The following is a 15,913-nucleotide window of genomic DNA, read 5'->3' on the forward strand; positions in this document are numbered from 1 at the left end:
AACTTAACGAGGCTCTACAATTAATTTTATCGCTGTACGCTCTTCACCATCAATCATAATATCTGTAAACGCTGGGATACAAATCAAGTCCAAACCGCTAGGCGCTACAAATCCTCTTGCAATTGCTACTGCCTTTACCGCTTGGTTCAATGCACCTGCACCAATAGCTTGAATTTCTGCTGTTCCGCGTTCGCGAATAACACCTGCAAGTGCACCAGCTACAGAATTAGGGACCGACGTTGCTTTAACTTTTAATATTTCCATTCCGCGTTTCCTCCTCGTTTCTATAAAAAGTAATAGCAATTATTTCACTTTAACTTATATTCACGAGGAATGGCACGTATTCCTGCTAAATTTCCGTAATTTTTCTAAAAAATTAAAATATAATGACTTATCTAACTTTTCGTTAAAAATCACTCAAAAAACGGCTGGTCATCATTAATTAAAATGCGCTCAATTTTCTTCGCTTTCCCTGTATTAGGATCCACATCAATTAACACTGCACTTAATTGCGTTCTACCATTCGTTACTTCAAAACGTACTGGTAAGTTCGTTAAAAACTTCTTCAATACCGCTTCGCGATCCATACCTAAAATCCCATCATATGGGCCTGTCATACCAACATCTGTAATATAAGCTGTTCCGCTTGGTAAAATACGATTATCAGCTGTAGGAACGTGTGTATGTGTACCTACTACCGCTGTAGCGCGACCGTCTACGTACCAACCTAACGCCTGCTTCTCACTTGTCGTTTCAGCATGAAAATCAATAAAAATAATGTTTGTACGTTTTTTTGCAATGTTGATTAGCTCATCCACTTTACGGAATGGACAATCAATTGGAGGAAGGAAAGTACGTCCTTGTAAGTTAATAACTGCAACTTCTGTTCCGTTACAATTTACAAAGATAAGCCCTTTTCCTGGCGTCCCCTCTGGGAAGTTAGCTGGTCTTGCAAGATATTTTGCATCATCAATAAATTCAAATACTTCACGGTTATCCCAAGCATGGTTTCCAAGTGTAACCGCTTGTGCCCCGCACTCTAAAAAGTTTCGATATATTTTTTCCGTAATTCCACGTCCACCCGCAGCATTTTCTCCATTAATGATTGTTACTGTAGGTGTATATTTTTTCTTTAATGCCGGTACGTACTGTTGAATCATGTCTCTACCAGGAGATCCTACTACATCCCCAACGAATAATATTCTCATATGTCTTACCCTTTCTATGTACTACATTTTTTACTACCATGCTATAACTTGAAGCGATTCCCCTTACAATAGTAACAATTTATCTATTATAAGTTTCTTTCACTTGCATGCAACTCATAATTAATTTCCTTTATTTTACCCAATTCCAACACAAAAAAATAAAGTGGTGTTTCACCACTTTATTTTGCGTATTCCACTGCACGCGTTTCACGAATAACAGTTACTTTAATATGTCCTGGATAATCCAGTTCATTTTCAATACGTTTTCGAATATCACGAGCTAAACGATGAGCTTCTAAATCATCAATTGTATCTGGTTTTACCAGAATACGAACTTCACGTCCTGCTTGAATTGCGAAAGATTTTTCTACGCCTTCATAAGACTCTGAAATCTCTTCTAACTTTTCAAGACGACGAATGTAGTTTTCAAGCGTTTCACTACGAGCTCCTGGTCTTGCAGCTGATAATGCATCCGCTGCAGCAACTAGAACTGCAATGATAGAAGTTGGTTCCGTGTCACCATGGTGAGATGCGATACTGTTTATAACAACAGGATGCTCTTTATATTTCGTTGCAAGTTCAACACCAATTTCAACGTGGCTACCTTCTACTTCATGATCAATCGCTTTTCCGATATCATGTAATAGACCCGCACGTCTTGCTAGTTTTTCATCCTCGCCAAGTTCCGCTGCCATAAGTCCAGTTAAATACGCTACTTCCATAGAATGTTTTAAGACGTTTTGCCCATAGCTTGTACGGTATTTCAAACGACCTAAAATCTTAATTAAATCTGGGTGTAAACCATGAACACCCACTTCAAACGTTGTTTGCTCTCCGACTTCGCGAATATACTCGTCCACTTCACGTCTTGATTTTTCAACCATTTCTTCAATACGCGCTGGATGAATACGTCCGTCCTGTACTAGTTTATCAAGAGCGATACGAGCTGTTTCACGACGAATTGGATCGAATCCTGATAGGATTACCGCTTCTGGTGTATCATCGATAATAAGGTCAATACCTGTTAACGTTTCTAGCGTACGAATATTACGACCCTCACGTCCGATAATACGCCCCTTCATTTCGTCGTTTGGAAGATTTACAACCGAAACGGTTGTTTCAGCAACATGATCAGCTGCACATCTTTGCATCGCAAGAGATAAAATCTCTTTTGCCTTCTTATCCGCTTCTTCTTTCGCGCGAACTTCACTTTCTTTTACCATAACGGCAATTTCATGAGAAACTTCACTTTCCACTTTACCAAGAATAATTGCTTTCGCTTGTTCGCGTGTCAGATTGGAAATGCGCTCTAATTCCGTTTGTTGCTTTTGAACTAACTCTCCCACTTTGCTTTCCAACTCTTCAATCTGTTGTTGTTTCGCTACAAGAGATTCCTCTTTCTTTTCTAACTGTTGCTCGCGCTTATCGAGCGTTTCGTCTTTACGATCAAGGTTCTCTTCTTTTTGCATTAAACGATTTTCTTGTTTTTGTAATTCGCTTCTACGGTCACGAATTTCTAATTCAGCTTCTGTACGAAGTGTATGAATTTCATCCTTTGCTTCTAAAAGCGCTTCTTTCTTAAGTGCTTCAGCATCGCGATTCGCTTCGTCTAGAATACGTTTCGCTTCATTAGCTGCACCGTTAATCTTCGCTTCAGCAATAGACTTTCGAACAAAAAAGCCAACAACTGCACCGACTGTTGCAAGCAAAATGGAGATGAGTATCCAAACTGTACTACTCGTCATGATTTCACCTCCCCTTGCTATGAATGAAAAAAGACTGTCGACATGTACATTGAATTACAACGTACAGCAAAGACCGTCGTCCCGCTTTTTTAAGGGACTTTCTTCATTTCACAATTAAAATGTCATATTATTATTTCGGCAAGATTTAAGTCTTACTCCGAATATTACTTCTCTTCTTGAGAAGAGTGTATCGTATATAAGAAAAAATATACATTCTCATTGTATCTATCGCAATTTTCATTGTCAAGCGTTGTCTACTTTTACTTTCTTTACCTTCAGCCCTGAATCTTATCTGAATTCGAAAAGTAAATAGCATATTATCCTGGAAAACCTTAGTGAATCCCAATTCATTTACTTAAAATATATAAATATTCCCCTTTACACATGGCCTTTTGGATAGAATAAATATTTTATCTCCAGCTATATACAACGCTTTCATAGCGAATTAAAAATAAAAGACACGGTCCCGTGTCTTTTATTTTTAATCTTGAAGGATTGAATCTTCCGTGTCTTCAACACCAGAGTCTTCACCAATTCCGTGATGTTCACGAACAAAGAAGGCAATTTCCTCTCTTAAATCCGTATTCTCTTTTAAGAATTGCTTCGAATTTTCACGACCTTGTCCTAAGCGTTCTTCATTATAAGAGTACCAAGCACCACTCTTTTGAACGATATCAAGTTCAGAAGCCATATCTAAGATTTCACCTTCTCTTGAAATACCTTCTCCGTACATAATATCAACTTCAGCAACACGGAATGGTGGTGCTACTTTATTTTTAACTACTTTTACTTTCGTTTTATTACCAACGATATCGTTACCTTGCTTTAATTGCTCAGCACGACGTACTTCAAGACGAACAGTTGAATAGAATTTCAACGCACGACCACCTGGAGTTGTTTCTGGGTTTCCGAACATAACCCCAACTTTTTCACGAATTTGGTTGATAAAGATTGCGATTGTTTTTGATTTATTAATTGCACCTGAAAGTTTACGAAGTGCTTGTGACATTAAACGTGCTTGTAAACCAACGTGTGAGTCACCCATATCCCCTTCGATCTCAGCTTTCGGTACAAGAGCTGCTACCGAGTCAATTACGATAATGTCAACCGCGCCACTTCGTACAAGTGCTTCTGCGATTTCTAGTCCTTGCTCCCCTGTATCAGGCTGCGATAATAGTAATTCATCGATGTTAACACCTAATTTTTGTGCATATACAGGATCCATCGCATGCTCCGCATCAATGAACGCTGCTTGTCCACCTTGACGCTGTACTTCCGCGATTGCGTGTAATGAAACTGTTGTTTTACCTGAACTTTCAGGTCCATAAATTTCAATAATACGGCCACGTGGGTATCCGCCTACCCCTAGTGCCACATCAAGTGCTAAAGAACCACTTGAAATTGTAGAAATTCTACGTTCCGCTTGTTCTCCCAATTTCATAATTGAACCTTTACCAAATTGCTTCTCTATTTGTTTTAACGCCATATCTAATGCCGCTTGACGATCACTCATTCAAAATTCCTCCTTAGCTGAATTGCTAATCTTATTATACCTATTTTCAATTCAATTTGCCAACAAAAATCGAACATTTATTCGATTTTTTTATTTTCCATCAAATAAAACTCGATTTACCCACAAAAAAAACTAGAAGAAATTTATATCTCTTCTAGCTTTTTATATAAATGATAAAATCCATATTTTGCAGAGCGTTCTCTAATTTGCTGACGACTTCCACTCAAATTAAGTGGGAAGACTACAGCTGGTTCATCTTTAATCGCCAATCCAACAAATACTGTTCCTGGTTCTTTATGTTCTGAAGCATCCGGTCCTGCCACCCCAGTAAAACTAATTCCGATATCCGCTTTTAACAATTTCTTTACATTTTCAGCAAGATAACGAGCACACTGTTTACTAACCGCACCATCAGTACGCAACACTTCTTCAGGTACATGTAAAACTTGTTGCTTCACATCATTTTGATAACAAATAACACCGCCTTTAAATACAGACGATACACCAGCATTTTCTGTTATTTGATTTCCAAAGAGACCACCCGTTAAACTTTCTGCACATGCTAAAGTTAACCCTTTTTTCTTCAATAACTCTACTGCCTTGTAATGAAGGAAATCTTGGTCATATCCGTAGAAAAATTCTCCTACTCTTTCTAAAATCAAATCTTCCACATGTTGAATTAGTTTCTCCGCCTCATCTGCATCATGATGTTTGGCAGTCAAACGTAATGTCACTTCTCCATCATTTGCAAGTGGTGCAATTGTTGGATTCGTTTGTCCATCAATTAAATCTTGAACTTTCACCTCTAATTGAGATTCACCAATACCAAAAAAGCGAAGAACACGAGAATAAATATTTTCACCCGTTGTAAAGTTACGTAAAAAAGGCTCTACGTAACTTACATACATCGGCTTCATTTCTTTCGGCGGTCCCGGTAATAAAATATAAACTTTTCCGTTCTTATTTAACCCCATACCTGGCGCCATACCGTGATCATTCGCAAATACTGTCGATCCATTTAAAACGAGCGCCTGCTTTTTATTATTCTCCGTAAATTCGCGGCCTGTACGCTTAAAATAATCGCTTATCGATGTTAATGCCTTTTCATCATACACAAGCTCTTCATTTAAACTAGACGCTATTGTTTCTTTCGTTAAATCATCTTTTGTCGGTCCTAATCCACCTGTAAAAATGAGCATATCAGCGCGTTCTTCAGCAACTTCAATTGCCTTCTGTAATCGCTTGTTATTATCCCCAACCACAGTATGGTAGTACACGTTAATTCCGATTGAAGCTAACTTTTCAGATAAAAACTGGGCATTTGTATTTGCAATTTGTCCAAGTAATAATTCAGTTCCAACCGCAATAATCTCAGCATTCATCCCGATTCCCCCATAAACTTCTATTTTGAGTTTACAAAAGCAGCTCTATTTTTCCAGAAATAATCCCATCCTGAAATAACGGTAAAGATTAATGCAATCCATATGAAAATATCTGCAACTGGGATATGGATTAAATTTAACGGTACATCGTGTAATAAATATGCTGCAATCGCAATAATTTGAGTCCACGTCTTAATTTTCCCCAACTGATTTGCTGCAACTACTTCCCCTGTTCCAGCAAGTACAAGGCGTAAACCTGTTACTGCAAACTCACGGCTTATAATTACAATAACGATCCAAGCAGGTACATATTGCATTTCTACTAATGTGATAAGTGCTGCCGAAACAAGTAATTTATCTGCTAACGGATCAAGGAATTTCCCTAAATTCGTTACAAGATTATACTTTCTTGCATAATGTCCATCAATCCAATCTGTAGCTGAAGCAATAATAAAGATAAGTGCCCCTACTAAATGTTGAATTGGTAACTCTACATCACCAATTGTAATTGAGCCCCAATCAAAGGGCGCTAGCATAATTACCATAAAAATTGGAATTAAGCAGATTCTAGATATTGTAATTTTATTTGGTAAATTCACAGCTATTCCTCCATCATGTCAAAAACATTTGTTCATTGAAAAAAGTCATCGAAGCGATGACTGTTATTGTGCAGGTTGCCCTATCCCTTGGTTTTTTATCACCAATCTTTGGTGATATTCTTTTTCTGGATCTAATGGGAAAGTAACCACTTGGCCATTCAGTTTAATTTCAACATTCGGTGCACTTCCAATATTAAGTCGCACTTCTTTTGCTGTTGATAAATCACGTTTTTCTGTTTGACCACTTTGTACTGTAGTGTTTAGAATTTCGTTACCCGCATCATCTTTAACATCTACATAACTTGCACCCTTTGCTGAGATTTCCAGTTCTAATGTTTTATTATTATGAATTTCCAAAGTAGATACCTTACCAGTTGTTCCAACTACTTTCACTTCTTGTTGTCCAGTTGGTTGCGCTGGTTGCTCCTCTTTCTTTGGTTCTTCTTTTTTAGGTTCTTCTTTTTTTGGCTCTTCCGCTTTCACTTCATCTTTCTTCGTATCTAGCGGAGAATCTTTTGCTTTTTGAACTTCAATTTTCTCACTTTGAGCATTTGGAACTTGTCCGTCATCTTTTCCAGTTAACATTTGAATCACAAACCAAACTACTACTCCAAATACGATTACTAATAACGCAATTAAAATCTTTGGCATATGATCTGCAATTGGCCATGATGAAGATTTCTGCATTGTTTCTTGTGTTTTTTGTCCAGTTGATACTTGTGGAACTTCACGATTTTCAGATTGTGGTATTGTGCTCTGATATTCTACAAGCAGTTCCTCTCCATTTAATCCAACAGCATCTGCATATTGTTTAATGAATGCACGCGCATAAAAAGCTCCTGGCAACACATCGTAATTGCCTTCTTCAATCGCTACTAAATGGCGTTTTTGAATTTTTGTAATCTCATGCAGCTGATCCATAGACAAGCCTTTTGCTTCTCTTGCTTCTTTCAGCTTTTGTCCTAATTCCGTCACTACTAACACCTCAATATTTCTTTAAAAGTCGAACATAGAGAAATTATTTTGCGCACCTTGCTCAATTTCATCTACTAAATTATATTGAATTTCTTCATCATAATCGTTACGCAATTCGATAATATAATCAAAATCATCCAACGTGTACTCTGACTGACTCACAAATACATCCGGATGTTCCACAACTTTCGTTGCAGGCAATCTCATTATTTCACGAACGAGCTGCCAATGCCTTTCATTTGCACGCTTTGTTGACACGATTCCATCTAGTATGAAAATATTATCATCGCTATACTCATCTTCAATCAATTGACTACGAACAGTTTGCTTAATAAGAGTAGATGATACGAATAACCACCTCTTATTTGCACAAACACTTGCGGCAACAATGGATTCTGTTTTTCCAACACGAGGCATTCCTCGTATTCCAATTAGTTTATGACCTTCTTTTTTCATTATCTCCGCCATAAAGTCTACAAGTAATCCTAATTCATCACGCACAAATCGAAATGTCTTCTTATCATCTGCATCTCGTTGTATGTACCTACCATGTCTAACCGCTAGCTTATCTCTAAGCTTTGGCGGACGATATTTCGTTACCGTTATATTATCCATAGTATTTAAAATTGATTCAAGTCTAGAGATTTGCTCTTGATTATCACACATAAGCAAAAGCCCACGTCGTGCATTATCTACACCATTAATTGTGACAATATTGATGCCAAGCATACCGATTAACGAAGAAACGTCACCAAGCAAGCCAGGTCGGTTCTTATGTATTTCATATTCAAAATACCATTCAATCATCCAAGATCACTCCCCCACGCTTACTTTACACCTACGTACTATATTATATGATTTCACCTTAATAGGGAAGCTAAATGTATAATCTATTCCGTGTAATTATTATACAAAAAAAGTAGAGAGGAGCTTCTCCTCTCTACTTTTACTTATGTTGTACAAATTTCACCATTAAATTTGCAATCGTATGTTGCTCTTGTTCATCAGCAACTTTCCAAAGTTCAGCTAACAATTTTTCTTGGTCATTACGCGCTTCCACTTCATTAGCTAGATAATCTCCAACGCGAAATGCCATATCTGATACTGCGCCACCATCAATTCCTTTTCCTTGCGCTTGTTCTAAACGTTCTCCTAAAAAGCTCTTCCACTGATCAAAGTTTTCTAACACTGTCATGTTTAAGCACCTCACTATTAAGTAATAGAATCATGCTTAATTTGTACAATTTCTTGTTTTTTATGTAAGAATTTTTAGCAATGCCAACCTCCATTGACTCCGATAATTTGTCCCGTAATATAAGAAGCTCCTGGTGAAACGAGGAAGGAGACTGTTTTTGCTACCTCATCCGGTAGTCCTATTCTACCTAATGGAATATCTTCAGCAATTTCATTTTTATCCTCTTCTGAAAATACACTTAACATTTCTGTCTCAATTGCTCCTGGCGCTACCGCATTAACACGCAATCCACTTAAAGAAACTTCTTTTGCTAAAGCTTTTACATATGAATTTTGTGCACCTTTTACCATTGAGTACAGTACCTCACAAGATGCTCCTATTTGCCCCCAAATGGATGAAATAATGACAACATTACCACTTCTTCGCCCTATCATCGGTGGAAGCGCCCTCTTTAGAAGTTTATATACACTCTTCACTTGAAGCTCCACCATATAATCTAATTCTTCATTCGTAACATCTGTTACTAATCCAAAGATACTCTTTCCAGCTGCGTATACGATAACATCAATCGGATGTTCGATTTGTCCCCATAATTCCTCAGCGCCCTCTTTAGAAGCTAAATTCGCTTGAACAGGAATTACTTCACCAAATTTCTTCTGTAACTCCCTTACCTTCTCTTCGCTTTTATTGTAATGAATATAAACTGTATAACCATCTTCGATTAACTGCTTCGAAATAGCAGAGCCAATCCCTCCGCTCCCGCCAGTTACTAATGCATACTTTTTCATAAATTCCCTCTCTTATCTTTTACGTATAAATAAATAATACCCTCATCTTACCATTTGGCAATAACCAAACGTTAGATGAGGGATTTAGATACTGCGTTTTTTATTCAAATATCACTTTATTTTTTTGGCAACACTTGGCAAACACTCATTTTCTCTTCAATTAATAATGTTTTCGCTGCCTGTTGTAAGTCTTGAACAGTTAATCCTTCCAACACTGTAAGAGCATCGAATAAACTAGATTCATTAAACGCATACCGTGTAAACTGATTTGCAATATACTCAGGTGAATTCAATGAGCGTAAGAATCCACCAATTTTCTTTTTCTTCACACGTTCCAATGCCGCCTCATCTAGCTGATCATAATTTGTTTGTAGTAAAATCCCTTTTAACCGATCTGCCAATTCGTCAGGCTGCTTCGTATCGCCGCCAACCATTGCAAAACCGAAGTTATTTTCTTCTGTATAGTCATACGAGAACGAATCATCAATAAGACCTTCGTTATATAGAGTTTCGTAATGAACTGACCCTTTCCCAAATAAATAATCTAAAAGTAATGTAAGCGCAATTTCTTGTTTTAAAAGGGCTTTCCCTTTTTCTTTTAAATTTGTCGCCTTAATACCAACTAGACATTTCGGAGTTTGAACAGGCATTGAAATAATCTTTTTCTTTTCATTCACTTCTTCTGGTTCCTCTTCAAAAGAGCGCACAATTTCCGGTTGGTTTTCATAATCTTTTTTCGCTTGGTTTTCTCGTACTAAATCCATTGTTTTTTCAGGGTCAATTGCTCCAACAACAAACATTAACATATTGCTCGGATGATAAAATGTTTCATAACATTCATACAAAAGGTCTTTTGTAATTTTACTAATCGACTCAATTGTCCCTGCAATATCAATTTTAATTGGATGTTTAACAAACAAACTATCGATTAATCCAAAATATAAACGCCAGTCTGGATTGTCTTGGTACATTTGAATTTCTTGGCCGATAATACCTTTTTCTTTTTCAACCGTTTTTTCAGAGAAATACGGTTCTTGGACAAAATTTAACAACGTATTTAAATTTCGCTCTACATTTGATGTACAGGAAAAGAGGTAAGCAGTTCTCGTAAAGGATGTAAAAGCATTTGCCGATGCTCCTTGTTTACTAAATAATTGGAACGCGTCATGGTCCTCTTTTTCAAACAGTTTATGTTCAAGGAAATGAGCAATTCCATCTGGTACACGAGTCATTTCTTCTTTTCCAAGCGGAACAAATGTATTATCAACGGAACCGTACTTCGTCGTAAATGTTGCAAATGTTTTGTTGAAGCCTTGTTTCGGTAAAATATACACGTCTAATCCATTCGGAAGTTTTTCATAATATAGCGTCTCTTTTAATTGCTCATACACAATCTTCTCCATTTATTCTCCCTCCGTTCCATGTAAAAAGTAAATTGTATCTAGTTCAATATTATTAGCAACTTTCACAATCTCTTCTTTCGTCACGCTTTCTATGCCTGTTATCCATTCTTCAACTGGACGTGTACGCTCTGAAATAACGCCGTGATAAAGCATTTCCACAAAACCACGTGGTGTATCAATTGCCTCTAATATTTGATTTTGAATTACACTTTTCGTTTGTTGAATCTCTTCCTCTGAAAAATCACCGTTTTGCATTGCTTTCATCTGTTCTTTAATAATTTCAACTGCTTTTTCAAAGTTTTTCGCTTCAATTCCAGACATAACGAAGAGCAACCCTTTATGACTTTCAAATCTCGATGCTGCATAGTACGCTAAACTATTTTTTTCACGGACATTTACGAACAACTTCGAATGAGAAAACCCTCCAAATAATCCATTAAACAATTGTAATGCAAAATAATCTTCATCTTTATACGTAACGAATGTGCGATAGCCGATATTTAATTTACTTTGCTTTAATTCTTGTTTTTCAACAATTTCTTTTTCTTCATTATTTCGTTTATGAAGAAGTACATTTTTTTCTTTCATAACACGAGGTGAAATCGAAAAATACTTATTTACAAGCTCCACAGCATCTTCTGAAATATCACCAATGATGTATAAATCCAGTTCATCTTCAGCTAACACTTTTTGATAATATTGATACAAACTTTCATTTGTAATAGAAGCTACACTCTCTTTTTTCCCATTTGCACTTAAGCGATATGGTTCTACTTTGCACATTTCTTCAATTAAACGCTCGTTTGCATAACGCATTTTATCATCATAAGTAGCTTCAATTCGTTGTAAGAGTGCACGTTTCTCACTTTCTACAATAGAAGATAGAAAGCCGTCCCCTTCTGTTGCCGGATGTAAAACAATATCAGATAACATAGAAAGCGCTTTTTCAAATAACGGTGGTGCATCGCGTAAATATGTTTCATTTGCGATGTCTACATAAATAGAAATGATATGGTCTTCCCCTTTTTTACTTACATCTACCGCTAAAGAAGATCCATATAATTCTTCTAAATATTGACGAAGTCGAATTACAGAAGGCAGTTTTTCTGTCGCACTTTGCAATACGTATGGCAATAGGGCACGCTCTGTCACCGTCTCCTCATTTAAAGATGCTTTGAAACGAAATACAAAGGTATTTGTTTTATATTTATCAGTCGGAATAATATGTACTCGCAAGCCACCTAACTCATGCATTTGCTGTTCCATTAGTTTCATTTATAGCCCTCCTTTACGTATATAGGAATATTCCTCTTCAATATACAGTTTTTAGAAATGAAAAATCAACTTTTCTTCCTTATTATGTTTACATATGACTCATTCTAAAAACTTTAATATGTAAGGAACATATTAAAATCCCGTATTAAATATATTCTATGTAAAAAAGCCCGCACTAATGTGCGAGCTTTTCTTATACTTTCTAAATACTCATCGTTTTCCTTTTTCATAAGGCGTTCCTAATGCTTTCGGAGCTTCAGATCGACCTACAAAACCAACAAGTGCTAATATTGTGAATACATACGGTAATATCGTTAAGAATACACTTGGAATTTCTTTCAATACAGGAATTGTACCACCTGTTATCCCAAGTGATTGAGCAAATCCGAAGAACAGAGCTGCTCCAAGGGCACCTAGTGGATTCCATTTACCAAAGATCATAGCTGCTAACGCTAAGAAACCTTGTCCTGTAATTGTAGCACCTGAGAAGTTACCGGAAATTGACATCGCAAATACCGCGCCACCAACCCCTGCAAACATTCCAGATATACAAACTGCAATATAACGCATTTTATATACATTAATCCCCATCGTATCCGCTGCCATTGGATGTTCACCAACAGCACGAAGACGAAGACCGAACGGCGTTTTATAAATAATATACCAAACAACAAAAGCTAAAATAATAGCAATATACGATGTTAACGGTACATTTGAGAAAAAGATTTTCCCGATTACCGGAATATCCGAAAGTCCTGGAACATCGATTTTTTCAATACGGTATTGAATAAAATCAGTTTGTCCTTTACCAAAGATTTTCTTAATCGCAAATACTGTTAAACCGAGAGCCAAAAAGTTAATCGCTACCCCACTTACTACTTGATCCGCGCGGAATGTAATGGATGCTACTGCGTGAAGAAGTGCAAATAACCCACTACCAATAGCTGCAAATAATAGTGCAATCCAAGGAGTCATCGATCCCCACGTATCCCCCATTAATAACGTTGTAACGATACCGATAAATGCACCAAATAACATTAAACCTTCTAATGCTATATTTACAACCCCAGAACGTTCACTGAACACTCCACCTAACGCCGTAAAAATAAGTGGCGCTGCCGTATATAACGTACCAGTCACAAGAATGGCTAAAATATCTAAAAAGCTCATTTATTTCCCCTCCTTGCTCATACGTGTAAGTGCCCAGCGTAAAACATAACTGCAAGCAACAAAGAAGATAATACATGCTATAATGACATTAATTAACTCCGATGGCACGTCAGCTTCAAAGTTCATTTGCGGCGCTGCACTTTTCAAACCACCGAACAGTAACGCAGATAGTAGTATACCAAACGGATTATTCCCTCCAAGAAGAGCTACCGCAATCCCATCAAATCCAATACCAGTAAACGATGTCATTGCCGTCATACTTTGGAATGTTCCTAGACCTTCCATAGCCCCACCAATCCCAGCAAAAGCGCCAGCAATTGTCATTGATAATACAACATTACGCGAAACTTTCATTCCTGCATAATGAGATGCATTTTGGTTAAAACCAACCGATTTCAATTCATACCCTAATGTTGTTCTATCTAATAAAAACCACATTACAATAGCAATTATAATAGCTACAACAATTCCCCAGTGCAAACGAGACCCATCTGTCAATGAAGATAGCCAATCAGAGGCTAACGAAGCGCTCGCTTGTACATCATAAGACTTCTCATTACCTTCATGTATAAAGCGTTTAATAAGGTCATACGTAACATAAAGCGCAATGTAGTTCATCATAATTGTGACAATTACTTCATTTACTTTAAACTTTCCTTTTAGATACCCAGGTATAAATCCCCATAAACCACCAACAATTGCCGCTACTAAAATAGATAACGGTATATGCAAAAATGCTGGTAAAGATACTGCATACCCAAACCACACAGCGGCAAGCCATCCAACTAATAATTGCCCCTCTACCCCAATGTTAAAAAGGCCGGTACGGAATGCAAATGCCACAGAAAGTCCTGCTAACACAAGTGGAATCATCGTACGTAATGTTTCACCAATTGCCTGTGGATTTCCAACCATCCCTTCCCATAACGCTGCATATCCAACAACTGGATCGTATCCACTAACTAACATTACAATGGCACCAACAAGTAAACCAAAAATAACGGATAATACTGGAACTAAAATATTAATTGTTCGCTCCGTTAAAAATTTTTTAGCCATTTGTATTCACCTTCTCTTTCTCCGTTCCGCCAGCCATTAACAAACCAAGCTGTTGTTCATTTGTTTCTTTCGCATCAACAATTGCTACAATTTCCCCTTCATATATAACAGCAACTCGATCACTTACATTTAAAATTTCATCCAGCTCTAAAGATAGGAGCAATACTGCCTTACCATTATCTCTCTGCTCAATTAATTTTTTATGAATAAATTCAATCGCACCTACATCTAAACCACGTGTTGGTTGTGCTGCAATTAATAAATCCGGATTACGATCTACTTCACGTGCAATGATAGCTTTCTGCTGATTTCCACCTGATAGAGCACGCGCTAATGTTTGTTCGCTAGGTGTACGTACATCGAACTGTTCAATAAGCGCCTTTGCCTTCTCTGTAATTTTGCTGAAATTTAAAATCCCCTTCTTTGAAAATGGATTTTTATAGTACGTTTGCAAAACTATATTATCTCTAACAGAAAAATCAAGAACTAGCCCGTGCTTATGACGGTCTTCTGGAATATGACCAATTCCCTCTTCTGTAATTCTTCGAACAGGCCAATTCGTTATTTCTTTGCCTTTAATTGCAATAGAACCTGACTCAACTTTTCGTAAACCAGTAATTGCTTCTATTAATTCGCTTTGTCCATTTCCATCGATCCCTGCAATACCAACAATTTCCCCCGCACGAACAGTTAAGTCAAGGCCTTTTACAGCAGGTAATTGGCGTGCATCTTGAACAACAAGATTTGCAATAGAAAGTACTTCTTCTTTTGGCGTAGCGTCTATTTTTTCTGTTTTAAAATTCACTTGACGTCCGACCATTAATTCCGCAAGTTTATGTTCATCCGTATTTGCAACGTCAACAGTTCCAATCCCTTTTCCTTTACGAATAATCGTACAACGATCGCAAACTTCCATAATTTCTTTCAATTTATGAGTAATAAGAATGATAGATTTTCCTTCTTGCACAAGCTTTTTCATAATTTGAATAAGTTCATGAATTTCTTGGGGAGTTAACACCGCAGTCGGCTCATCAAATATTAAAATTTCTGCACCGCGATAAAGTGTTTTTAATATTTCAACCCTTTGCTGCATCCCAACCGAAATATCTTCAATCTTCGCATTTGGATCAACAGCTAAACCGTACTGTTCAGATAATTGTTTAATTTCTTTCGCAGCCTCTTCAACAGCGATTTTCCCTTTTTTCCTCGGCTCATTTCCAAGAATGATATTCTCTGTAACTGTAAAATTATGAACAAGCATAAAATGCTGATGGACCATCCCAATGCCAAGGTCATTTGCTATATTCGGATTTGTAATTTTTACAGGTTTTCCTTTAATTTTAATCTCACCCTGTTCTGGTTGATACAAACCGAATAGTACATTCATCAGCGTTGATTTCCCTGCACCATTTTCTCCAAGTAAAGCATGTATTTCTCCCTGTTTTACTTGCAGCGTAATATCATCATTCGCTACAATGCCTGGGAATACTTTCGTAATATTGTTCATCTCAATTACGTATTCCATTTTGTTCCTCCTTCTAGCAGGGAACACTCCCCAATTACACTCTATTAAAAGTAATTTTATATATACAAAGGTTAGT

15 protein-coding genes are annotated in these 15,913 nt (G+C 37.1%); all 15 read right to left on the minus strand.

The window, feature by feature from the left end; all coding sequences use genetic code 11:
- Positions 1 to 3: 3 nt before the first annotated feature.
- Positions 4 to 264 (minus strand): stage V sporulation protein SpoVS, encoded by a 261-nt coding sequence (gene spoVS / locus ACTFQM_RS13880; RefSeq protein WP_000404341.1) that lies wholly within the window; start codon positions 262 to 264, stop codon positions 4 to 6.
- Between the two features lie 149 nt (positions 265 to 413).
- A complete protein-coding gene (locus tag ACTFQM_RS13885) occupies positions 414 to 1,208 on the minus strand; it encodes a TIGR00282 family metallophosphoesterase (RefSeq protein ID WP_002173056.1) in 795 nt (264 codons plus the stop codon).
- Positions 1,209 to 1,387: 179 nt separating this feature from the next.
- On the minus strand, positions 1,388 to 2,953 hold the full coding sequence (rny, locus tag ACTFQM_RS13890) for a ribonuclease Y (protein WP_025148373.1): 1,566 nt from the start codon (positions 2,951 to 2,953) through the stop codon (positions 1,388 to 1,390).
- Positions 2,954 to 3,434: 481 nt separating this feature from the next.
- Entirely contained in the window at positions 3,435 to 4,466 is a 1,032-nt protein-coding gene (recA, locus tag ACTFQM_RS13895) for a recombinase RecA (RefSeq protein WP_265621639.1), read from the minus strand.
- Positions 4,467 to 4,609: 143 nt separating this feature from the next.
- Positions 4,610 to 5,848: a competence/damage-inducible protein CinA gene (gene cinA / locus ACTFQM_RS13900; RefSeq protein ID WP_440034888.1), complete on the minus strand. Its 1,239-nt coding sequence runs from the start codon at positions 5,846 to 5,848 to the stop codon at positions 4,610 to 4,612.
- Positions 5,849 to 5,868: 20 nt separating this feature from the next.
- A complete protein-coding gene (pgsA, locus tag ACTFQM_RS13905; protein WP_440034889.1) occupies positions 5,869 to 6,447 on the minus strand; it encodes a CDP-diacylglycerol--glycerol-3-phosphate 3-phosphatidyltransferase in 579 nt (192 codons plus the stop codon).
- Positions 6,448 to 6,510: 63 nt separating this feature from the next.
- A complete protein-coding gene (locus ACTFQM_RS13910) occupies positions 6,511 to 7,422 on the minus strand; it encodes a helix-turn-helix domain-containing protein (RefSeq protein WP_048371602.1) in 912 nt (303 codons plus the stop codon).
- Between the two features lie 21 nt (positions 7,423 to 7,443).
- The gene (locus tag ACTFQM_RS13915; RefSeq protein ID WP_098304012.1) at positions 7,444 to 8,229 is read right to left on the minus strand and encodes a DUF3388 domain-containing protein; all 786 of its coding nucleotides are present in this window, start codon (positions 8,227 to 8,229) and stop codon (positions 7,444 to 7,446) included.
- A 139-nt stretch (positions 8,230 to 8,368) separates the two neighbouring features.
- On the minus strand, positions 8,369 to 8,617 hold the full coding sequence (locus ACTFQM_RS13920; RefSeq protein WP_400528339.1) for a DUF3243 domain-containing protein: 249 nt from the start codon (positions 8,615 to 8,617) through the stop codon (positions 8,369 to 8,371).
- Positions 8,618 to 8,691: 74 nt separating this feature from the next.
- On the minus strand, positions 8,692 to 9,405 hold the full coding sequence (gene ymfI, locus ACTFQM_RS13925) for an elongation factor P 5-aminopentanone reductase (protein ID WP_440034892.1): 714 nt from the start codon (positions 9,403 to 9,405) through the stop codon (positions 8,692 to 8,694).
- A 116-nt stretch (positions 9,406 to 9,521) separates the two neighbouring features.
- Positions 9,522 to 10,808 carry an EF-P 5-aminopentanol modification-associated protein YfmH gene (gene yfmH, locus ACTFQM_RS13930; protein ID WP_440034895.1) on the minus strand — a complete coding sequence of 429 codons (1,287 nt, stop codon included), beginning with the start codon at positions 10,806 to 10,808 and terminating at the stop codon, positions 9,522 to 9,524.
- On the minus strand, positions 10,809 to 12,083 hold the full coding sequence (yfmF, locus tag ACTFQM_RS13935) for an EF-P 5-aminopentanol modification-associated protein YfmF (RefSeq protein ID WP_400528343.1): 1,275 nt from the start codon (positions 12,081 to 12,083) through the stop codon (positions 10,809 to 10,811). It abuts the gene before it with no gap.
- Between the two features lie 210 nt (positions 12,084 to 12,293).
- Entirely contained in the window at positions 12,294 to 13,253 is a 960-nt protein-coding gene (locus ACTFQM_RS13940) for an ABC transporter permease (RefSeq protein ID WP_353768675.1), read from the minus strand.
- Positions 13,254 to 14,312, minus strand: coding sequence for an ABC transporter permease (locus ACTFQM_RS13945; protein WP_440034899.1), 1,059 nt, complete (start codon positions 14,310 to 14,312; stop codon positions 13,254 to 13,256). It lies immediately after the preceding gene.
- Positions 14,305 to 15,837, minus strand: coding sequence for an ABC transporter ATP-binding protein (locus tag ACTFQM_RS13950; RefSeq protein ID WP_440034901.1), 1,533 nt, complete (start codon positions 15,835 to 15,837; stop codon positions 14,305 to 14,307). The genes ACTFQM_RS13945 and ACTFQM_RS13950 overlap by 8 nt, the downstream gene beginning before the upstream one ends.
- Positions 15,838 to 15,913 lie beyond the last annotated feature (76 nt).

Origin of the sequence: Bacillus cereus group sp. MYBK30-2 (genome assembly GCF_051915945.1) — a bacterium.
In the GTDB taxonomy this organism is placed as follows: Bacteria; Bacillota; Bacilli; order Bacillales; family Bacillaceae_G; genus Bacillus_A; species Bacillus_A paramycoides.

Coding starts and splice junctions, on each gene's coding strand:
- recA (WP_265621639.1), bottom strand. CDS start 4,466: ATGAGTGATCGTCAAGCGGCATTAGATATGGCGTTAAAACAAATAGAG.
- ACTFQM_RS13885 (WP_002173056.1), bottom strand. CDS start 1,208: ATGAGAATATTATTCGTTGGGGATGTAGTAGGATCTCCTGGTAGAGAC.
- ACTFQM_RS13945 (WP_440034899.1), bottom strand. CDS start 14,312: ATGGCTAAAAAATTTTTAACGGAGCGAACAATTAATATTTTAGTTCCA.
- ymfI (WP_440034892.1), bottom strand. CDS start 9,405: ATGAAAAAGTATGCATTAGTAACTGGCGGGAGCGGAGGGATTGGCTCT.
- spoVS (WP_000404341.1), bottom strand. CDS start 264: ATGGAAATATTAAAAGTTAAAGCAACGTCGGTCCCTAATTCTGTAGCT.
- ACTFQM_RS13940 (WP_353768675.1), bottom strand. CDS start 13,253: ATGAGCTTTTTAGATATTTTAGCCATTCTTGTGACTGGTACGTTATAT.
- ACTFQM_RS13920 (WP_400528339.1), bottom strand. CDS start 8,617: ATGACAGTGTTAGAAAACTTTGATCAGTGGAAGAGCTTTTTAGGAGAA.
- ACTFQM_RS13950 (WP_440034901.1), bottom strand. CDS start 15,837: ATGGAATACGTAATTGAGATGAACAATATTACGAAAGTATTCCCAGGC.
- ACTFQM_RS13915 (WP_098304012.1), bottom strand. CDS start 8,229: ATGATTGAATGGTATTTTGAATATGAAATACATAAGAACCGACCTGGC.
- yfmF (WP_400528343.1), bottom strand. CDS start 12,083: ATGAAACTAATGGAACAGCAAATGCATGAGTTAGGTGGCTTGCGAGTA.
- rny (WP_025148373.1), bottom strand. CDS start 2,953: ATGACGAGTAGTACAGTTTGGATACTCATCTCCATTTTGCTTGCAACA.
- yfmH (WP_440034895.1), bottom strand. CDS start 10,808: ATGGAGAAGATTGTGTATGAGCAATTAAAAGAGACGCTATATTATGAA.
- cinA (WP_440034888.1), bottom strand. CDS start 5,848: ATGAATGCTGAGATTATTGCGGTTGGAACTGAATTATTACTTGGACAA.